Annotated in this window: 17 protein-coding genes; 6 read left to right on the plus strand and 11 right to left on the minus strand. The window is 60.1% G+C overall.

Annotation, left to right across the window (positions count from 1 at the left end):
- The first annotated feature begins 202 nt into the window (after positions 1 to 202).
- The 4 genes from puuD to EGT36_RS02975 all read left to right on the plus strand — a co-directional run bounded on the left by puuD (position 203) and on the right by EGT36_RS02975 (position 5010).
- Complete coding sequence (gene puuD, locus EGT36_RS02960; RefSeq protein WP_037089719.1) at positions 203 to 1465, plus strand: urate hydroxylase PuuD; 1263 nt, start codon at positions 203 to 205, stop codon at positions 1463 to 1465.
- A complete protein-coding gene (guaD, locus tag EGT36_RS02965; RefSeq protein ID WP_037089717.1) occupies positions 1462 to 2772 on the plus strand; it encodes a guanine deaminase in 1311 nt (436 codons plus the stop codon). The genes puuD and guaD overlap by 4 nt, the downstream gene beginning before the upstream one ends.
- Before the next feature lie 304 nt (positions 2773 to 3076).
- Positions 3077 to 3796, plus strand: coding sequence for a sulfite exporter TauE/SafE family protein (locus EGT36_RS02970; protein ID WP_081950484.1), 720 nt, complete (start codon positions 3077 to 3079; stop codon positions 3794 to 3796).
- 80 nt (positions 3797 to 3876) lie between these two features.
- Complete coding sequence (locus EGT36_RS02975; RefSeq protein ID WP_037089715.1) at positions 3877 to 5010, plus strand: alpha-hydroxy acid oxidase; 1134 nt, start codon at positions 3877 to 3879, stop codon at positions 5008 to 5010.
- 203 nt (positions 5011 to 5213) lie between these two features.
- Here EGT36_RS02975 and EGT36_RS02980 read toward each other — a convergent pair whose 3' ends face one another.
- Both EGT36_RS02980 and EGT36_RS02985 read right to left on the minus strand, forming a co-directional pair.
- Positions 5214 to 5558: a DMT family transporter gene (locus tag EGT36_RS02980; RefSeq protein ID WP_004443106.1), complete on the minus strand. Its 345-nt coding sequence runs from the start codon at positions 5556 to 5558 to the stop codon at positions 5214 to 5216.
- A 2-nt stretch (positions 5559 to 5560) separates the two neighbouring features.
- Positions 5561 to 6139, minus strand: coding sequence for a TetR/AcrR family transcriptional regulator (locus EGT36_RS02985; protein ID WP_037089714.1), 579 nt, complete (start codon positions 6137 to 6139; stop codon positions 5561 to 5563).
- 189 nt (positions 6140 to 6328) lie between these two features.
- Between EGT36_RS02985 and EGT36_RS02990 the strand changes: the two genes are divergently transcribed.
- The gene (locus tag EGT36_RS02990; protein ID WP_037089713.1) at positions 6329 to 7600 is read left to right on the plus strand and encodes a D-alanyl-D-alanine carboxypeptidase; all 1272 of its coding nucleotides are present in this window, start codon (positions 6329 to 6331) and stop codon (positions 7598 to 7600) included.
- Between the two features lie 3 nt (positions 7601 to 7603).
- Here EGT36_RS02990 and EGT36_RS02995 read toward each other — a convergent pair whose 3' ends face one another.
- The 9 genes from EGT36_RS02995 to EGT36_RS03035 form a co-directional block, all read right to left on the minus strand.
- Positions 7604 to 8347 carry a metallophosphoesterase family protein gene (locus EGT36_RS02995; RefSeq protein WP_006699602.1) on the minus strand — a complete coding sequence of 248 codons (744 nt, stop codon included), beginning with the start codon at positions 8345 to 8347 and terminating at the stop codon, positions 7604 to 7606.
- Positions 8348 to 8352: 5 nt separating this feature from the next.
- Positions 8353 to 8709 carry a hydroxyisourate hydrolase gene (uraH, locus tag EGT36_RS03000; RefSeq protein ID WP_037089711.1) on the minus strand — a complete coding sequence of 119 codons (357 nt, stop codon included), beginning with the start codon at positions 8707 to 8709 and terminating at the stop codon, positions 8353 to 8355.
- Positions 8706 to 9206, minus strand: a complete 501-nt coding sequence (locus EGT36_RS03005; protein ID WP_004443111.1) for an ureidoglycolate lyase — start codon at positions 9204 to 9206, stop codon at positions 8706 to 8708. The genes uraH and EGT36_RS03005 overlap by 4 nt, the downstream gene beginning before the upstream one ends.
- 3 nt (positions 9207 to 9209) lie before the next feature.
- On the minus strand, positions 9210 to 9572 hold the full coding sequence (locus tag EGT36_RS03010; protein WP_125270029.1) for a HepT-like ribonuclease domain-containing protein: 363 nt from the start codon (positions 9570 to 9572) through the stop codon (positions 9210 to 9212).
- A complete protein-coding gene (locus EGT36_RS03015) occupies positions 9569 to 9859 on the minus strand; it encodes a nucleotidyltransferase family protein (protein ID WP_004443113.1) in 291 nt (96 codons plus the stop codon). Before EGT36_RS03015 ends, EGT36_RS03010 begins: the two co-directional genes overlap by 4 nt.
- Positions 9860 to 9908: 49 nt before the next feature.
- The gene (uraD, locus tag EGT36_RS03020) at positions 9909 to 10406 is read right to left on the minus strand and encodes a 2-oxo-4-hydroxy-4-carboxy-5-ureidoimidazoline decarboxylase (protein WP_006699599.1); all 498 of its coding nucleotides are present in this window, start codon (positions 10404 to 10406) and stop codon (positions 9909 to 9911) included.
- A complete protein-coding gene (gene puuE / locus EGT36_RS03025; RefSeq protein WP_022556760.1) occupies positions 10406 to 11329 on the minus strand; it encodes an allantoinase PuuE in 924 nt (307 codons plus the stop codon). The genes uraD and puuE overlap by 1 nt, the downstream gene beginning before the upstream one ends.
- Before the next feature lie 200 nt (positions 11330 to 11529).
- Positions 11530 to 12237 carry a DUF1045 domain-containing protein gene (locus EGT36_RS03030; RefSeq protein WP_004443119.1) on the minus strand — a complete coding sequence of 236 codons (708 nt, stop codon included), beginning with the start codon at positions 12235 to 12237 and terminating at the stop codon, positions 11530 to 11532.
- A 96-nt stretch (positions 12238 to 12333) separates the two neighbouring features.
- On the minus strand, positions 12334 to 13548 hold the full coding sequence (locus EGT36_RS03035; protein WP_037089709.1) for an NAD(P)/FAD-dependent oxidoreductase: 1215 nt from the start codon (positions 13546 to 13548) through the stop codon (positions 12334 to 12336).
- Between EGT36_RS03035 and mnmC2 the strand changes: the two genes are divergently transcribed.
- Complete coding sequence (gene mnmC2 / locus EGT36_RS03040; RefSeq protein ID WP_037089707.1) at positions 13547 to 14302, plus strand: tRNA (5-methylaminomethyl-2-thiouridine)(34)-methyltransferase MnmC2; 756 nt, start codon at positions 13547 to 13549, stop codon at positions 14300 to 14302. The two genes, EGT36_RS03035 and mnmC2, sit on opposite strands and share 2 nt — an antisense overlap.
- Positions 14303 to 14313: the final 11 nt, after the last annotated feature.

Below are 14313 nucleotides of genomic sequence, written 5' to 3' on the forward strand. Positions count from 1 at the left end.
TAGCCAGCTAAGCACAAACTCGACGACAGGATTGGCCGTTTCCAGCTTTCGAGGGCTTGATCGCCAGGCCGGAACGGACCGGCCCAGGATTGCAGACACAACCGCGTTGCATTGTGAACAATCTCTGCCCGGCCTCTGCTTTCCCCTTCCCTAAAGGCCAAATTTCTCGCAAGGTGCGCTGCATAAGGATCAGGGGAACCGCATGTACGAATACGCCATTGCGTGGGAATGGATGGCCTTTGCCGTCCGCTGGCTCCACGTCATCACCGCCATCGCCTGGATAGGCTCATCCTTTTATTTCATCGCGCTCGATCTCGGGCTGGTCAAGCGGCCGCATCTGCCGCCGGGGGCCTATGGCGAGGAATGGCAGGTGCATGGCGGCGGCTTTTACCACATCCAGAAATATCTGGTCGCCCCTGCCCAGATGCCCGAGCACCTGACATGGTTCAAATGGGAAAGCTACGTCACTTGGCTTTCCGGCTTCGCCATGCTCTGCATCGTTTATTATGGCGGCGCGGACCTGTTCCTCATCGACCATTCCGTGCTTGATCTCACCCAGTTCCAGGCCATCGCCCTGTCGCTGGCATCGCTCGCCATCGGCTGGCTATTTTATGATTTCCTCTGCAAATCGCCGCTCGGCAACAATACCTGGGGCCTAATGATCGTGCTTTATGTCGCGCTGGTGGCGATGGCCTGGGGTTACACGCAGGTCTTCACAGGTCGCGCCGCCTTCCTGCATCTGGGTGCGTTTACCGCCACCATCATGTCGGCGAACGTCTTTTTCATCATCATCCCCAACCAGAAGATCGTCGTCGCAGACCTGATCGCCGGGCGAACGCCGGACCCGAAATATGGCCGCATCGCCAAACAGCGCTCGCTGCACAACAACTACCTGACGCTGCCCGTCATCTTCTTCATGCTGTCGAACCATTATCCGCTGGCTTTTGCCACGCATTTTAACTGGATCATCGCAGCGCTGGTGTTCCTGATGGGCGTCACTATCCGCCACTGGTTCAACACAACCCATGCCCGCAAGGGCAAGCCGACATGGACATGGCTTGCGACCGCCCTCATCTTCATCGTCATCATGTGGCTTTCCACCGTGCCGAAAGTGCTGACCGGCGAACAGGAAGAGAAGGCTGCCACCCTCTCACCCATGCAGCAGCAATTCGTCAGCGATGCCCATTTTACCAAGGCCCGTGACGTCGTTCAGGGTCGCTGTTCCATGTGCCATGCCGCCGAGCCGGCGTGGGAAGGCGTGCCGTTCACGCCGAAATCGGTAAAGCTCGAAACCGACCAACAGATCGCCGCTCACGCGCGCGAAATCTATTTGCAAGCCGGGCGCAGCCATGCCATGCCTCCCGGCAACATCACCGCCATCACCCCGGATGAGCGCAAGGTGCTCACCGCATGGTATGAAAGTGCGGTTTCCGGGGCTGGAAAAGCCGAAGGAAAGACTGAATGAGCCTGGTTCTGCTGCGTGGCCGCCTGCTGAGCTTCCGCCGCGCGCCGCTCGCAATCGACGATACGCAAAGCTATCTCTATATCGAAGATGGCGGCCTGCTTCTCGAAAACGGCAAGATCGCCGCCATCGGCGAATACGCCGATATCCGTAAGACAGCACCCGAAGACGTCGAGGAAAAGGACCACCGCCCGCACCTTATCGTGCCGGGCCTCATCGACATGCACCTGCATTTCCCGCAAATGCAGGTCATCGGCTCCTATGCCGCCAACCTGCTGGAATGGCTGAACACCTATACCTTCCCGGAAGAATGCCGCTTCGTCGAAACCGCGCATGCTCAACGCATCGCCACGCACTTCTACGACGAGCTTCTGCGCCACGGCACGACAACGGCCGCCGCCTATTGCTCCGTGCACAAAACCTCCGCCGACGCCTTCTTCGCGGAAGCCATGAAGCGCAACATGCTGATGGTCGGCGGCAAGGTGATGATGGACCGCAACGCCCCGCAGGGCCTGCTGGACACACCGGAAACCTCCTATGACGAGACACGCCAGGTCATCGCCGACTGGCACGGCAGGGGCCGCAACCACGTCGCCATCACCCCGCGCTTCGCCATCACCTCCACACCGAAGCAGATGGAAGCAGCACAGGCGCTGGCGCAGGAGTTTCCCGATCTCTTCATCCAGACGCATCTGTCTGAAAATCTGGACGAGATCAAATATACCTGCGAGCTTTACCCTGAAGCGACCGACTACACCGACATCTATGTGCGTTACGGCCTGATGGGCAACAAAACCCTTCTCGGCCATGCCATTCATTTGTCCGATCGCGAGGCGGATGTGCTGTCGGAAACCGGCGCGGTGGCAGTGCATTGCCCCACATCGAACCTCTTCATCGGCTCCGGCCTCTTCCCGATGAAAAAGCTGCAAAGGCGCGAAAAGCCTGTTCGTATTGCGGTTGCCACCGATATCGGCGGCGGATCGAGCTACTCCATGCTGCGCACCATGGACGAGGCCTACAAAATCCAGCAATTGCTGGGCGAACGTCTCAACCCGCTGGAAAGCTGGTATCTGATGACCCGCGGCAATGCCGAAGCGCTCTCCATGGTCGACCGCATTGGCACACTGGAGGCCGGCACGGATGCCGACATCACGGTGCTGAACGCCTCCTCGACGTCAGCCATGGCCCTGAAGATGGAGGTGGTCAAAAGCCTCACGGAAGAACTCTTCCTGATGCTGACCATGGGCGACGACCGCACAGTGGTAGAGACCTATGTGGCCGGCCAGCCGATGAAGAGCGTGCTGGCATAGTTCGGCTGCGGCCGAAACATAAAGCGGCTAACTCGTTTACATCCGTCACCTATTGGATCGAGCGTGTGCCGCCTCTTTCTTCTCCCCCCGGGGAGAAGGTGGCCCGAAGGGTCGGATGAGGAGGCAACGTTGCCGGATTTCGGAGAGCTTGCCCCCTCATCCCGCTGCCGCGACCTTCTCCCCGGCGCGGAGAAGAAACTAGCGGCACTCGCTCGCTCCACATGATTGCCTGACGCCATTTCGGACGAAATGCGAATGACCTCTGGAGTGCCCGGTGCCGAATCTAGACACAACCACCCTGCTGATGATCCTCACGACATTTATCGTTGCCGGCATCGTCAAGGGCGTGACCGGCATGGGGCTGCCGACTGTTGCCATGGGCGTGCTCGGCCTCTTCATGCCCCCGGTCATCGCCGCCGGCCTGCTCATCCTGCCCTCCTTTATCACCAATATCTGGCAATTGCTGGCCGGGCCTGATTTCCGGGCCATCGTGAAGCGGCTATGGCCGATGATGATCGCTATCACCCTCGGCACCCTCATCGGCATCCGGCTGATGACGGCGGGCACCGGCGTCTGGACCACCTCAGCGCTCGGCCTGTGCCTCGCGGTTTACGCAGCCTACAGCCTGCTTGCCAAACCGATCTCAATACCGGCAAGGCTGGAACCAAAACTCTCCCCCATCATGGGGTTGGTGACGGGCCTTCTGACCGGCGGCACCGGAATTTTCGTCGTACCCGCTGTGCCCTATATCCAATCGCTGGGTTTTAGCCGAGACGATCTGGTGCAGGCACTCGGCCTTTCCTTCACCATTTCCACCCTTGCACTTGCCGCGGGCCTTGCTTCTCAGAATGCTTTTCATGTCGAGCATCTGTCGCTTTCCGCACTCGCCGTCCTGCCAGCGCTTCTTGGCATGTGGCTTGGCCAGAAAATCCGCCATATCGTTAGCCCGGCGACATTTCGGCGCGGGTTCCTCATCTGCCTGCTCGTGCTTGGCTGCGAACTATCCCTGCGCGCTTTTTGGTGAAACACCAACGACGATTTCGATGTCGCAACCCTGCTATTCATGTTAAGTGAAGCCATCATTCAAATGTGAAGGCTTTATCCATGGGCAAAATCCTGACCATCGCTGACCTGAAAAACCAGGCGCAGCGCCGCGTGCCGAAAATGTTCTTTGACTATGCCGATAGCGGCGCCTGGACGGAAAGCACCTACCGCGCCAATGAGGATGATTTTGCGAAGATAAAGCTGCGCCAGCGCGTGCTGGTGGATATGACCGACCGATCGCTCGCCACCGAAATGGTCGGCGAGAAAGTCTCTATGCCGGTCGCACTCTCCCCCACCGGCCTTACGGGCATGCAACATGCCGATGGCGAAATGCTGGCTGCCAAGGCGGCGGAGGAATTCGGCGTGCCCTTCACGCTCTCCACCATGAGCATCTGCTCCATCGAGGATGTGGCCTCCGTCACTTCGAAACCCTTCTGGTTCCAGCTTTATGTGATGAAGGACCGCGACTTCGTCAACAACCTCATTGACCGCGCCAAGGCCGCCGGGTGCTCGGCGCTGGTGCTGACGCTCGACCTGCAGATCCTTGGTCAGCGGCACAAGGATCTGCGCAACGGCCTCTCGGCCCCGCCGAAATTCACCCCGAAACATATCTGGCAGATGGCGACCCGGCCCAAATGGTGCCTGGACATGACGCGGACCAAGCGCCGCAGCTTCGGTAACATCGTCGGCCACGCCAAGAACGTCTCCGACCTCTCGTCGCTCTCTTCCTGGACGGCCGAGCAGTTCGATCCGCGTTTGTCCTGGAAAGACGTTGAATGGATCAAGGAACGCTGGGGCGGCAAACTTATCCTCAAGGGCATTCTTGACGAGGAAGACGCCCGCGCTTCACTCGATACCGGCGCCGATGCCATCATCGTCTCCAACCATGGCGGCCGCCAGCTCGACGGCGCGCACTCCTCCATCGCCATGCTGCCGAAAATCGTCGATGCCGTTGGCGGCAGGGTCGAGGTGCACATGGATGGCGGCATCCGCTCCGGTCAGGATGTGCTGAAGGCCGTGGCGCTTGGCGCAAAGGGCACCTATATCGGCCGGCCCTTTCTCTATGGCCTCGGTGCGGATGGCAAGCAGGGCGTGACGACAGCGCTCGAGATCATCCGCAAGGAAATGGATGTCAGCATGGCGCTCTGCGGCAAGCGGCTGATTACCGATGTGGATCGCAGCATTCTGGCGTGATGTCAGAAGGGCAGAACTTCCGGCATGGCAACCACAGCTCGCGGACCTCTCTACGGTCATGCCGGACTAGATCCGGCATCCAGCCGCGGCGCGTCTGCGCCGCGAAAGAGTCTCTCGCGATCAAAGACTTGATCGCGCCGGATCCCGGCTCAAAGCCGGGATGAGGCGGTCGGTATAGCCTTCGCGCTACACCACCCAGCCCCTCAATGCCCGACCGTTTTCGAAAACACGTTCACGATCACCACGCCGGTGATGATGAAGCCGAGGCCGATGACGGCGGCAATATCCAGCGTCTGGCGGAACACGAAATATCCGATGCCGGAAATCAGCACGATGCCAAGCCCGCTCCAGATCGCGTAGGCCACGCCGACCGGCAGCGCCCGCAGCGTGAACGACAGAAGATAAAAGGCTGCACCGTAAAACAACGCCATCAGCACTGTCGGCACCAGCCTGGTGAACTGCTGCGATTGCTGCAGGAAGGAGGTGGCGATTACCTCGCAGACAATGGCTGCGACAAGCGCGCCATAAGTGAAGACCGCGGTATTCATCGTCACGTATCCTTCTTCGTCTGGGCGATCATCCGGGCCCTCAGAGCCGCCCTGTCGCCACCCGCTTTGCCGTCGTCGGCCAGCAGATCGGCAAACCAGATGCCGTCGGCAGCCAGCCGCACCATCTCCAGTACCACCCCGTCATCCGTTTCTTTATGACGGACAAGACGACCCTCGATCCAGCTGTTCCACATGCGTCGAAGCGACGGTTCGCCGACCATCGAAACGGAGATCGCTGCCCATTGCCGACCCGAATCCCTGCCCCGATCAGAGAAAACCGCGTTTACATAGGCCCGCGTAAAGCTTCCAGAAGCTTCACGATCCTGTGAGATGAGCGCATCGATCTCGTTGTCCAGCGCCGCCAGAAGGTCAGTCATGACGGCTTCGAGCAGCACCTGCTTGGAAGGGAAATGGTGAAACAGCCCGCCCTTGGTCACTCCCGCCGCATCCGCCACCGCCTGCACGGAAAGTGCTGCAACCCCTTGCTCAGCAGCAAGTTTCGCCGCGCAATCGAGTAGATTGCGGCGCACCACCTCAGGCTGCTTCTTGCGTTCATGAGCGTTTGTCATGTTATAAAACATACCGGATGGTTGGTTTCTTTTCAAGGAAATTGTGAGGGCAGCTGTCGGGTTGAAATTCATACTTAATTAAGCATGAAAGCGATCTCTAAAGTTTTAGCGGTTTTGTTGCCGGAAAGTGTCAGTAAAACTTTGCCCAGCGCTGCGATCGAACAAAAGGGGTGAACTATGTCGGGAATGATCAAACGGGGAATGGCGGGTGCCTGGATTTTTGCACTCGCCTTCTTTTGCGCGATCCTCTCGCTCCATGCGTCGCCGGCGCAGGCGGGCTATGCCCATTTCATCATGGACGCCAATACCGGCAAGGTTCTGGCCGCCCGCAATGCCGATGTGCTGAACCACCCCGCCTCGCTCACCAAGATGATGACGCTTTACCTGACCTTTGAGGCGCTGCATGCCGGCAAACTTCGCTGGGACCAGAAGATAACCATGTCCAAGAATGGGGCATCGGTCATCCCCTCGAAGCTCTATGTGCGTCAGGGCCAGACCTTCACCGTGCGCGAAGCCGTCTACGGCATGATCGTCAAATCCGCCAATGACATGGCCGAAGGTATGGGCGATCACCTCGGCGGCTCCGAGGCACGGTTCGCCGAGATGATGACCCGCAAGGCCCGCCAGCTCGGCATGACCAAAACGGTCTTCCGCAACGCGTCCGGCCTGCCCAACAAGTCGCAGGTGACGACGGCACGCGACATGGCGAAGCTCGGTCTTGCCTTGCAACGGGATTTTCCCAAAGAATACAGCCTCTTCGCCACGCAATCCTTCAATTTTCGTGGAAAGCGCATCCGCGGCCACAACAATCTGATGTATCGTTATCAGGGGATGGATGGCATCAAGACCGGCTATACCAACGCCTCCGGCTTCAATCTCGTCAGTGCCGTCAATCACAATGGCCGCCGCGTCGTCGGCGTCGTGCTGGGTGGCAAGACCGCGCGCAGCCGCGATGCCCAGATGGCTGCACTTCTCGACAAGGCCGTGCCGCAGGCATCGAGAGGCCGCAACACCGAACAGCTCGTCGCCAGTGCCAATGTCAGCCGCACCTTCGATGTTGCCGCCGCCGTGCCGCCGGCTGCCGTGCCGCTGCCGATGTTCGCCGAGCGCCGGGCAGATCCGGTTGCCATGCAGATTGCCACCGCAAACGCCGATGTGGCGGACATGATGCAGGTCTCGGCCATCCCGCAGCCTGCTCCCGCCGCGGCCCCTGCCGGCCAGCGCAGCCGGTGGGAAGTGCAGATCGCCGCCACCGACAGCGAAGCCGCCGCCCGCTCGCTGCTCGCCAATGCGCGCTCCAATATCGGCAACTATTCCGGCATCGCCCCCTACACCGAAGCCGTGCAGAGCGGATCGGCGACGCTCTACAGAGCCCGCTTCACCGGCTTCGAAGACCAGTCCTCGGCAGTCTCGGCCTGCAAGGCGCTGAAGGCACGCTCTTATGCATGTGTGGTGATGACCAGTGAGGGGTGATCCCTAGCGCTTCAGCCAGCCGTTTTCCAACGCATCGGCCAGATAAGGAATACCGTTGACCCGAGCCATTTCGGACATGGCCAGGTTGTCGTAACGGATATTGCGGAAATAGACCTGCCAGCCGCGTGCGGTTTCTTCGAGAACCGCATAGGTGGCGAGCGGGTGACCGGCTTCAACGTGGTGATCGAAAGGCGTATCGTCCCTCCACCCAGGACAGCCGACGCTGCCCGGATTGACGATCAGCCGGCCATCTGAAAGCTGCACGGCGCGTGGGATATGGGTATGGCCGCAAAGCATCAGCGGCTGCGTGATACCCTCAGCCATGGCTTCGATTTCGGCCAGAGGCCGCAATTTCAGGACACCTTCAGGCGACAGCGTTTCCAGCCAATATTCCAGATCGTCACGGGGCGAACCATGACAGCAATAAGCGACGTCCTTGAACACCATGCTGAACGGAAGAGTTTGCAACCAGTCCCGGTGCGCAGTGCTCAGCTGCGCATGGGCGGGCCTTTCCCAGCTCCCCATCTCCTCCGGCGCACGCTCGATCAGTTCCCGGTCGTGATTGCCGCGGATGCTGGGAATCCAGTTGCCGACCAGCACGTCGCCGGTAAAACCGGCCTCCAGCGGACCGCTGAAACAATCGCCGAGATTGACAATGTCCTCGATACCGAGCCTGGCGATATCCTCAAGCACCGCCTCCAGCGCGGCGCAGTTTCCGTGAATATCGGCAATGGCGGCAAAGATCATCGGTGTCAGCTTCCTCGATAGGTGGAATAGCTATAAGGCGAGAGCAGCAAGGGCACATGGTAATGACCGCTCTCGTCGGCAATGCCGAAACGGATCGGGATAATATCGAGGAAGGCCGGCTTCGGAAGCACGACACCTTTTCCTCGCAGATAATCGCCGGCATGGAAAACCAGCTCATACTCACCGGCCCTGAAACTGTCGCCAACGAGCAGCGGCCCGCCATCGACACGGCCGTCGCCATTTGTCTGCACCGTCTTCAGCTTGTCACGGCGATCACCGGAGAGCCGGTAGAGATCGATCACCAGCCCCTCGGCAGGCGTGCCGTGCGCGGCGTCGAGAACATGGGTTGTCAGACCGGTCATAGGCTGGGCTCCGCGATTACATAGGGCCTGTCGAAAAAATACTCTTCCAGATTGTTGCCCGGCCCGTCACGGTCGGCAACCAGAAAATCCGAAACCGCCTGCAACGGCATCAGCGGATAGTGCCAGACATTGCGGCGGTAATTCACGCCCTGATCGCCCCGCGCCAGAAACACCCGAGGCCGCCCCGGCCGGCCGCCATCGTCTTCGGCAACGACGACGAGGAAGGGCCGGCCGGAAAGCGGCGAAAAACTCTGGCTGCCGAGCGGATGCCGCTCCATCATCTCGATTTCATGCGGAAAGGCGCGCGGCTGCCCGCGGAAGATATTGAGGATCACACGTGCCCCCTCGCCTGCCGCCTCCGGCGCTGCGAGCGCATGATGCCGCTCCGTCTGGCCGCCATTGATGTACCGCATGGAAGAAGGTGTTGTTTCGATCACGTCGCCGAAGGACGCAAACGCCTCCTTGGTAAGAGGTTGTATGTTGAGAAAATCAGTCAAATGTCATTCACCTTGGGCATGCCAGTTTCGGAGAAGGGAGAGGCGCGCCTGCAAATCCGGAATACTCTGCGTTATCGTTTTCCAGACGACCGAGAGCTCTGCCCGGAAGTAATCATGCACGATCAGATTGCACATACCCTTCATCTTGATCCAGGGGATTTCCGGGTGCTGCTGTAAAAACGCTGGGTAGTGCCTGTCGAGCTTGGCGACCGCCTCGCCAATCAGGGCAAGACCCATCATCACCGCCATCTGCGTGCGCGTGTCGGAAGAAAAAGCGGCCTCATCCATATCCTGAATGAAATCCCGTATCCTGGAAGCAGCAACATCCATCTCCTTCAGATAGAGCAGAAGCCGATCCGTACTCATACCGCTTTGGCTTCCTTCAGAACGCGCGCCCGAATATCCGAATGCAAGCCGCCCGAGGTGACGACATCGACCTCGACACCAAGCATCGTCTTCAGTTCTTCCAGCAAACCGCCGAGATCAAACAGCGTCGTACCCGGCAGCGCGTCCACCAGAATGTCGAGATCGCTGTCCGGCCTGTCCTCGCCGCGGGCGACGGAGCCGAACACGCGGGGATTTGCCGCATTGAAGCGTTTCGTCGCTTCGCGGATCGCTTCCCTGTTCTTTTCCAGCACCTCGGAAGGTCTCATCGTCATCTCCACACGGCGCGATTCTAGCAGAATGGCCGCAACGCGCCAATCATCCCTCCGGCAGCATTGCGCAAAGACGAAGCCAGGCGATCTTTTCAACCTGCGCCGTCGCGGTCGCGAATTCTTCGGCCGCGCCGTTACCTATGCGTGTCTCGAAGGCCGAGAGTATATCGTGCCTGTTCAGCCCCTTGACCGCGATGATGAAAGGAAAACCGAATTTATCGGTATAGGCGCTGTTCAATTCGGTAAAGCGGGCGTGCTCTTCCGGGGTAAGCCTGTCGAGCCCGGCACCGGCCTGTTCGTTGCGGCTGTCTGCCGTCAACTCGCCGGCAATTGCCAGCTTGCCGGCGAGATCGGGATGCGCCCGCAAAACGCCAAGCCTTTCCGCCTCGGAAGCCGCGCGAAACTGCGCGCTAAGCGCGGCATGAACCGCCTTCGCCGTCAGTTCCAGCCCGGCCCCACCAGCGTCATAGGCCCTTTCGGCAATGAATGGCGAATGTTCGAACACGCCACCAAAACGGGTAACGAAGTCCTCACGCGTCAGCATCAAAGCGCCTCCGGCTTGTGATGCTCATGCCAGTGACGGGCGATCTCGATGCGCTGCGGGATCCACACCTTTTCGTGGCCAAGCACATATTCGATGAAGCGGCGAAGTGCCGCTGCGCGACCGGGACGGCCGACAAGACGACAATGCAGGCCGACACTCATCATCTTCGGCGCACCTTCGATACCCTCCTGATAAAGCACGTCGAAAGCGTCCTTCAGATAGGTGAAGAACTGGTCGCCGGAATTGAAGCCCTGCGGTGTGGCAAACCGCATGTCGTTGGTCTCAAGCGTGTAGGGAATGATCAGGAAAGGCTCATCCTTCACACCCTTCACCCAATAGGGCAGATCGTCGGCATAGGAGTCCGACGAATAGAGAAAACCACCCTCTTCCATGACAAGCCGCAGCGTATTGTCCGAGGGCTTGCCCTGATACATGCCATAGGGACGTTCGCCGGTGACCTCCGTGTGCAGACGGACCGCTTCGACGATGTGCTTACGCTCTTCCTCCTCGGAAAAATCCTTGTATTCCAGCCAGCGGTATCCGTGGCTGGCGATTTCCCAACCCGCTTCCTTCATCGCCGCAACCGCTTCCGGGTTGCGGGCCATGGCTGCGGTCACGCCGTAAACGGTGGTGGTGACGCCAAGCCCGGTGAACATGCGCCACAGCCGCCAGAAGCCGGCGCGCGAGCCGTATTCATAGATCGATTCCATGTTCAGGTTGCGCTGGCCAGGCCAGGGCTGGGCGCCGACGATTTCCGACAGCAGCGATTCCGACGCCTTGTCATTGTCGAGAATGCAACTTTCGCCGCCCTCTTCGTAATTGATGACGAATTGCACGGCAATGCGCGCACCGCCCGGCCATTTCGGATCGGGAACATTGCGGCCATAGCCCACCAGATTGCGGGAGTAGTTTTCGGAAATCATTCAGCCACCCAGACCATCTCTCCCAATCGGCAACCGATTTCGGAGACACAAACAGAACTTCGAAGATGCCTGATCCAGACGGATGACGCAGCGCGCTTCGAATATGCGATGTCGAACGGTAGCATTCGCATCCGGAATGTCGAGATCAATTTTGCCGACATTCCGATGCTTTTTTGTATACGATTATGATGGCGCGCCAGTCAGGCAATCTTGCGGGCGGAAACGCGGCCCATGGGATGAAGCGAGTGCACCCGGAAAGGCGCTCCCGGCTCATCCTCGATGAAGAGCGCAAGGCTGGAAAATTGCAAGGACCGGGACAGCAGCGGCTCGAACACCTTGCGCACCGCCCGCTCGATCCTCTGGCTGCTGGCGGGTTCCACACCGCCGGTCAAAGACATCTGGAACCGGAACTCGTCCATCACATGCGGGCTGCCCCAGCGGTGCAGATTGGTGAGCTGCGAGGCCGACAGCCGGTCCGGATCGGCACGCTCGATCTCCGCCTCTGTCAGAGGCGCCCGGTAACGGTCGAATTCCTGCACGACGCGGGCCGCGAAAAAATGCAGCACTTCACAGGGCCGTTCGGGGACGAGGCTGAAGACATTATCATGCCTCGCCACCACAAGTTGCGGCAACGGAAAGGGTTCCTGCCTGCCGGAAAAATACATCAGGTCGCGCAGGAGCGCCGCTTCGGACTGACCCTCGGCAAGGCGGAAAGGAGCCTTGATGGTGCCATGGAAACCATACCGGCGCGGCAGGGCCGTGTGATAGGAAATCTCCTGCATGCCAAGATCGATCATACCGGGCGGCTCAACCGCCTGACCGGAATAGGCATCGCGCCCCAGCCACGCAGCGGCCACCTGCGTCAGGGGGTCATTGGGGGAAGGCGTGAAATGAATGGCGTATCGCATGCGCTGTCACCTCGCCGCAAAAGCGGACAAACCTGCCTCGTTTCAGGCCAGCAAATAAGTGATTTGCGTGACAGATTAACGACGTAAGCGGTCTGGTCAGAACTTTCCGATGCCCGCCATGGCTATGTTCACGTGTTCTTGAAGCTGGAAACTCCGCGGCACGTCCGGTGCCTTTCCGCAAACGGCCTGTAGCGCGGCATCGGCCAGAGAATGGGCAAGACCGAAGCTCACCTTGAAGCCGCCCGTCAATGCCACAAGCTTCGGGTGACCGGCAACCGTTCCCACCATGGGGTCTCTGCCCGCAGCCTTCGGCCGCAGCCCGGCCCAGCGCTCGAGAACCGGCGCCCCGCCAAGGCAGGGGACAATCGCAGCCGCATCCGCAAGCAGTTTTTCCAGCTTCTCATCCGTATCGAAGGGGTCGGAAAAACAATCTTCGCTGGTACTGCCGATGGCGACCGTTCCGTCTTCGTGCGGCACGATGTAAAGACCGTTCAGGAACACCACGGGCATGGCCGGATCGACCGCCGCGTCGAGCAGCGCCGCCTGCCCCTTCACCGGCTGCCCGAGCACCAGCCCGGTGTCGAGGCCCAGTGCGTCCCGGATCAGCGGAAAGGATCGATGCCCATTGGCGATCACGGCGTGGCCGAACACGACCTCGTCACCCGAAGACAGCGCCGCCCGGCCTGTCTCCGCGTCAAGCGAAAGGACGCGGCAGCCCTTGATCAACCGCACATGCCGCGCCTTGCCGAGAAATGCCGAAAGAAGCGCAATCATTGCACGCGGAGCCACCCGCGCCGCCAGCGTATCGAACACGAAACCCGCTGCGCCAGCCGCGCCATCCACCCAGCCCGCAACCGCAGGGCTGTCACCGACATGCCAATCGAACCGGCGCTCACCCGAGACCCAGTTCTCCTGCGCATCCCTTTCATGCCGCTCGGCGATGGGACGCAGATGCGGCTTCGGCAATGGGATGATCCGGCCAGAGCGGCGATAACCGGCGGAAAGCCCGGTCTCCGCCTCCAGCCCGGCGATCTCTTTTTCCAGCGCCACGAGGGCGTCGAACTGGAACTGCTTCTTGTCCGACCAGCGGTCCGGCATATGAGGCATCAGCGCGCCGAGCAGCCCGCCACTCGCGCCGCCACCGGGATGATCCGCCTCCACCAGCAACGTATCGATGCCGAGCCGTTCCGCCTTAACCGCAGCCCATAGACCCATGATACCACCCCCGACGATGAGGAGAGGGACGGAAGCAGGCAAAGGCGTTCTTGGTGATTGACCCTGTTCGAAAGCGGGATTATCGGCTTTAGCCATGAAAGATTCCAACGACACTATCAGAGAGACTGACGCACAGGCCGGTTCGGCAACCGGCGAAACCCACACTGCACTCGACTGGCGTGACGGGGATATGCCCTATTCGCTGGCTTTTGACGACCATTTTTATTGCCAGACGGATGGCAGGCTGGAATGTGGCCACGTCTTCCTGTCAGGAAACGGCCTGCCGCAACGCTGGCGGGAACGCGAAGGCGTCTTCCGCATCGGGGAACTGGGCTTCGGCACCGCGCTCAATCTGTGCGAGACATGGCGCCAATGGAAAGAGGTCCGCAACGGCCGCTCCACGTTGCATTTCATCTCCTTCGAACTCTACCCGATGAAGGCGGACGAGATCGGCCGGGCACTTTCCCGCTGGCCGGAGGTGGACGCCGAACGCAGGGCGCTCGCCGCCCTCTGGCCCGCCGAACCGAAGGGGAAGGTAGAGATTGAACTCGATGGTGAAACACGCCTGACGGTGGTCTGCGGCGAGGCGCTCACCGGTATTTCCAACAGTCACGAAACCTTCGATGCCTGGTTCCTGGATGGTTTCGCACCTGCGCGCAACCCGGACATGTGGTCGCTCGAGATCATGCAGGCACTGTTCGCCAGGACGGCGCCGGCAGGCACCTTCGCCACCTATGCCGCCGCAGGCTTCGTCCGCCGCAATCTCATCGCCGCCGGTTTTGATGTGGAACGACGCAAGGGTTTCGCAGGAAAACGGGAAATGCTCTGCGGCACCAGGCCCCCGGTTTGACCAAAACGACA

This window comes from Agrobacterium sp. FDAARGOS_525 (assembly GCF_003938925.1).
Classification (GTDB): Bacteria; Pseudomonadota; Alphaproteobacteria; order Rhizobiales; family Rhizobiaceae; genus Agrobacterium; species Agrobacterium pusense.

Coding starts and splice junctions, on each gene's coding strand:
- puuD (WP_037089719.1), top strand. CDS start 203: ATGTACGAATACGCCATTGCGTGGGAATGGATGGCCTTTGCCGTCCGC.
- guaD (WP_037089717.1), top strand. CDS start 1,462: ATGAGCCTGGTTCTGCTGCGTGGCCGCCTGCTGAGCTTCCGCCGCGCG.
- EGT36_RS02970 (WP_081950484.1), top strand. CDS start 3,077: ATGATCCTCACGACATTTATCGTTGCCGGCATCGTCAAGGGCGTGACC.
- EGT36_RS02975 (WP_037089715.1), top strand. CDS start 3,877: ATGGGCAAAATCCTGACCATCGCTGACCTGAAAAACCAGGCGCAGCGC.
- EGT36_RS02980 (WP_004443106.1), bottom strand. CDS start 5,558: ATGAATACCGCGGTCTTCACTTATGGCGCGCTTGTCGCAGCCATTGTC.
- EGT36_RS02985 (WP_037089714.1), bottom strand. CDS start 6,139: ATGTTTTATAACATGACAAACGCTCATGAACGCAAGAAGCAGCCTGAG.
- EGT36_RS02990 (WP_037089713.1), top strand. CDS start 6,329: ATGGCGGGTGCCTGGATTTTTGCACTCGCCTTCTTTTGCGCGATCCTC.
- EGT36_RS02995 (WP_006699602.1), bottom strand. CDS start 8,347: ATGATCTTTGCCGCCATTGCCGATATTCACGGAAACTGCGCCGCGCTG.
- uraH (WP_037089711.1), bottom strand. CDS start 8,709: ATGACCGGTCTGACAACCCATGTTCTCGACGCCGCGCACGGCACGCCT.
- EGT36_RS03010 (WP_125270029.1), bottom strand. CDS start 9,572: ATGAGTACGGATCGGCTTCTGCTCTATCTGAAGGAGATGGATGTTGCT.
- EGT36_RS03015 (WP_004443113.1), bottom strand. CDS start 9,859: ATGAGACCTTCCGAGGTGCTGGAAAAGAACAGGGAAGCGATCCGCGAA.
- uraD (WP_006699599.1), bottom strand. CDS start 10,406: ATGCTGACGCGTGAGGACTTCGTTACCCGTTTTGGTGGCGTGTTCGAA.
- puuE (WP_022556760.1), bottom strand. CDS start 11,329: ATGATTTCCGAAAACTACTCCCGCAATCTGGTGGGCTATGGCCGCAAT.
- EGT36_RS03030 (WP_004443119.1), bottom strand. CDS start 12,237: ATGCGATACGCCATTCATTTCACGCCTTCCCCCAATGACCCCCTGACG.
- mnmC2 (WP_037089707.1), top strand. CDS start 13,547: ATGAAAGATTCCAACGACACTATCAGAGAGACTGACGCACAGGCCGGT.
- EGT36_RS03035 (WP_037089709.1), bottom strand. CDS start 13,548: ATGGCTAAAGCCGATAATCCCGCTTTCGAACAGGGTCAATCACCAAGA.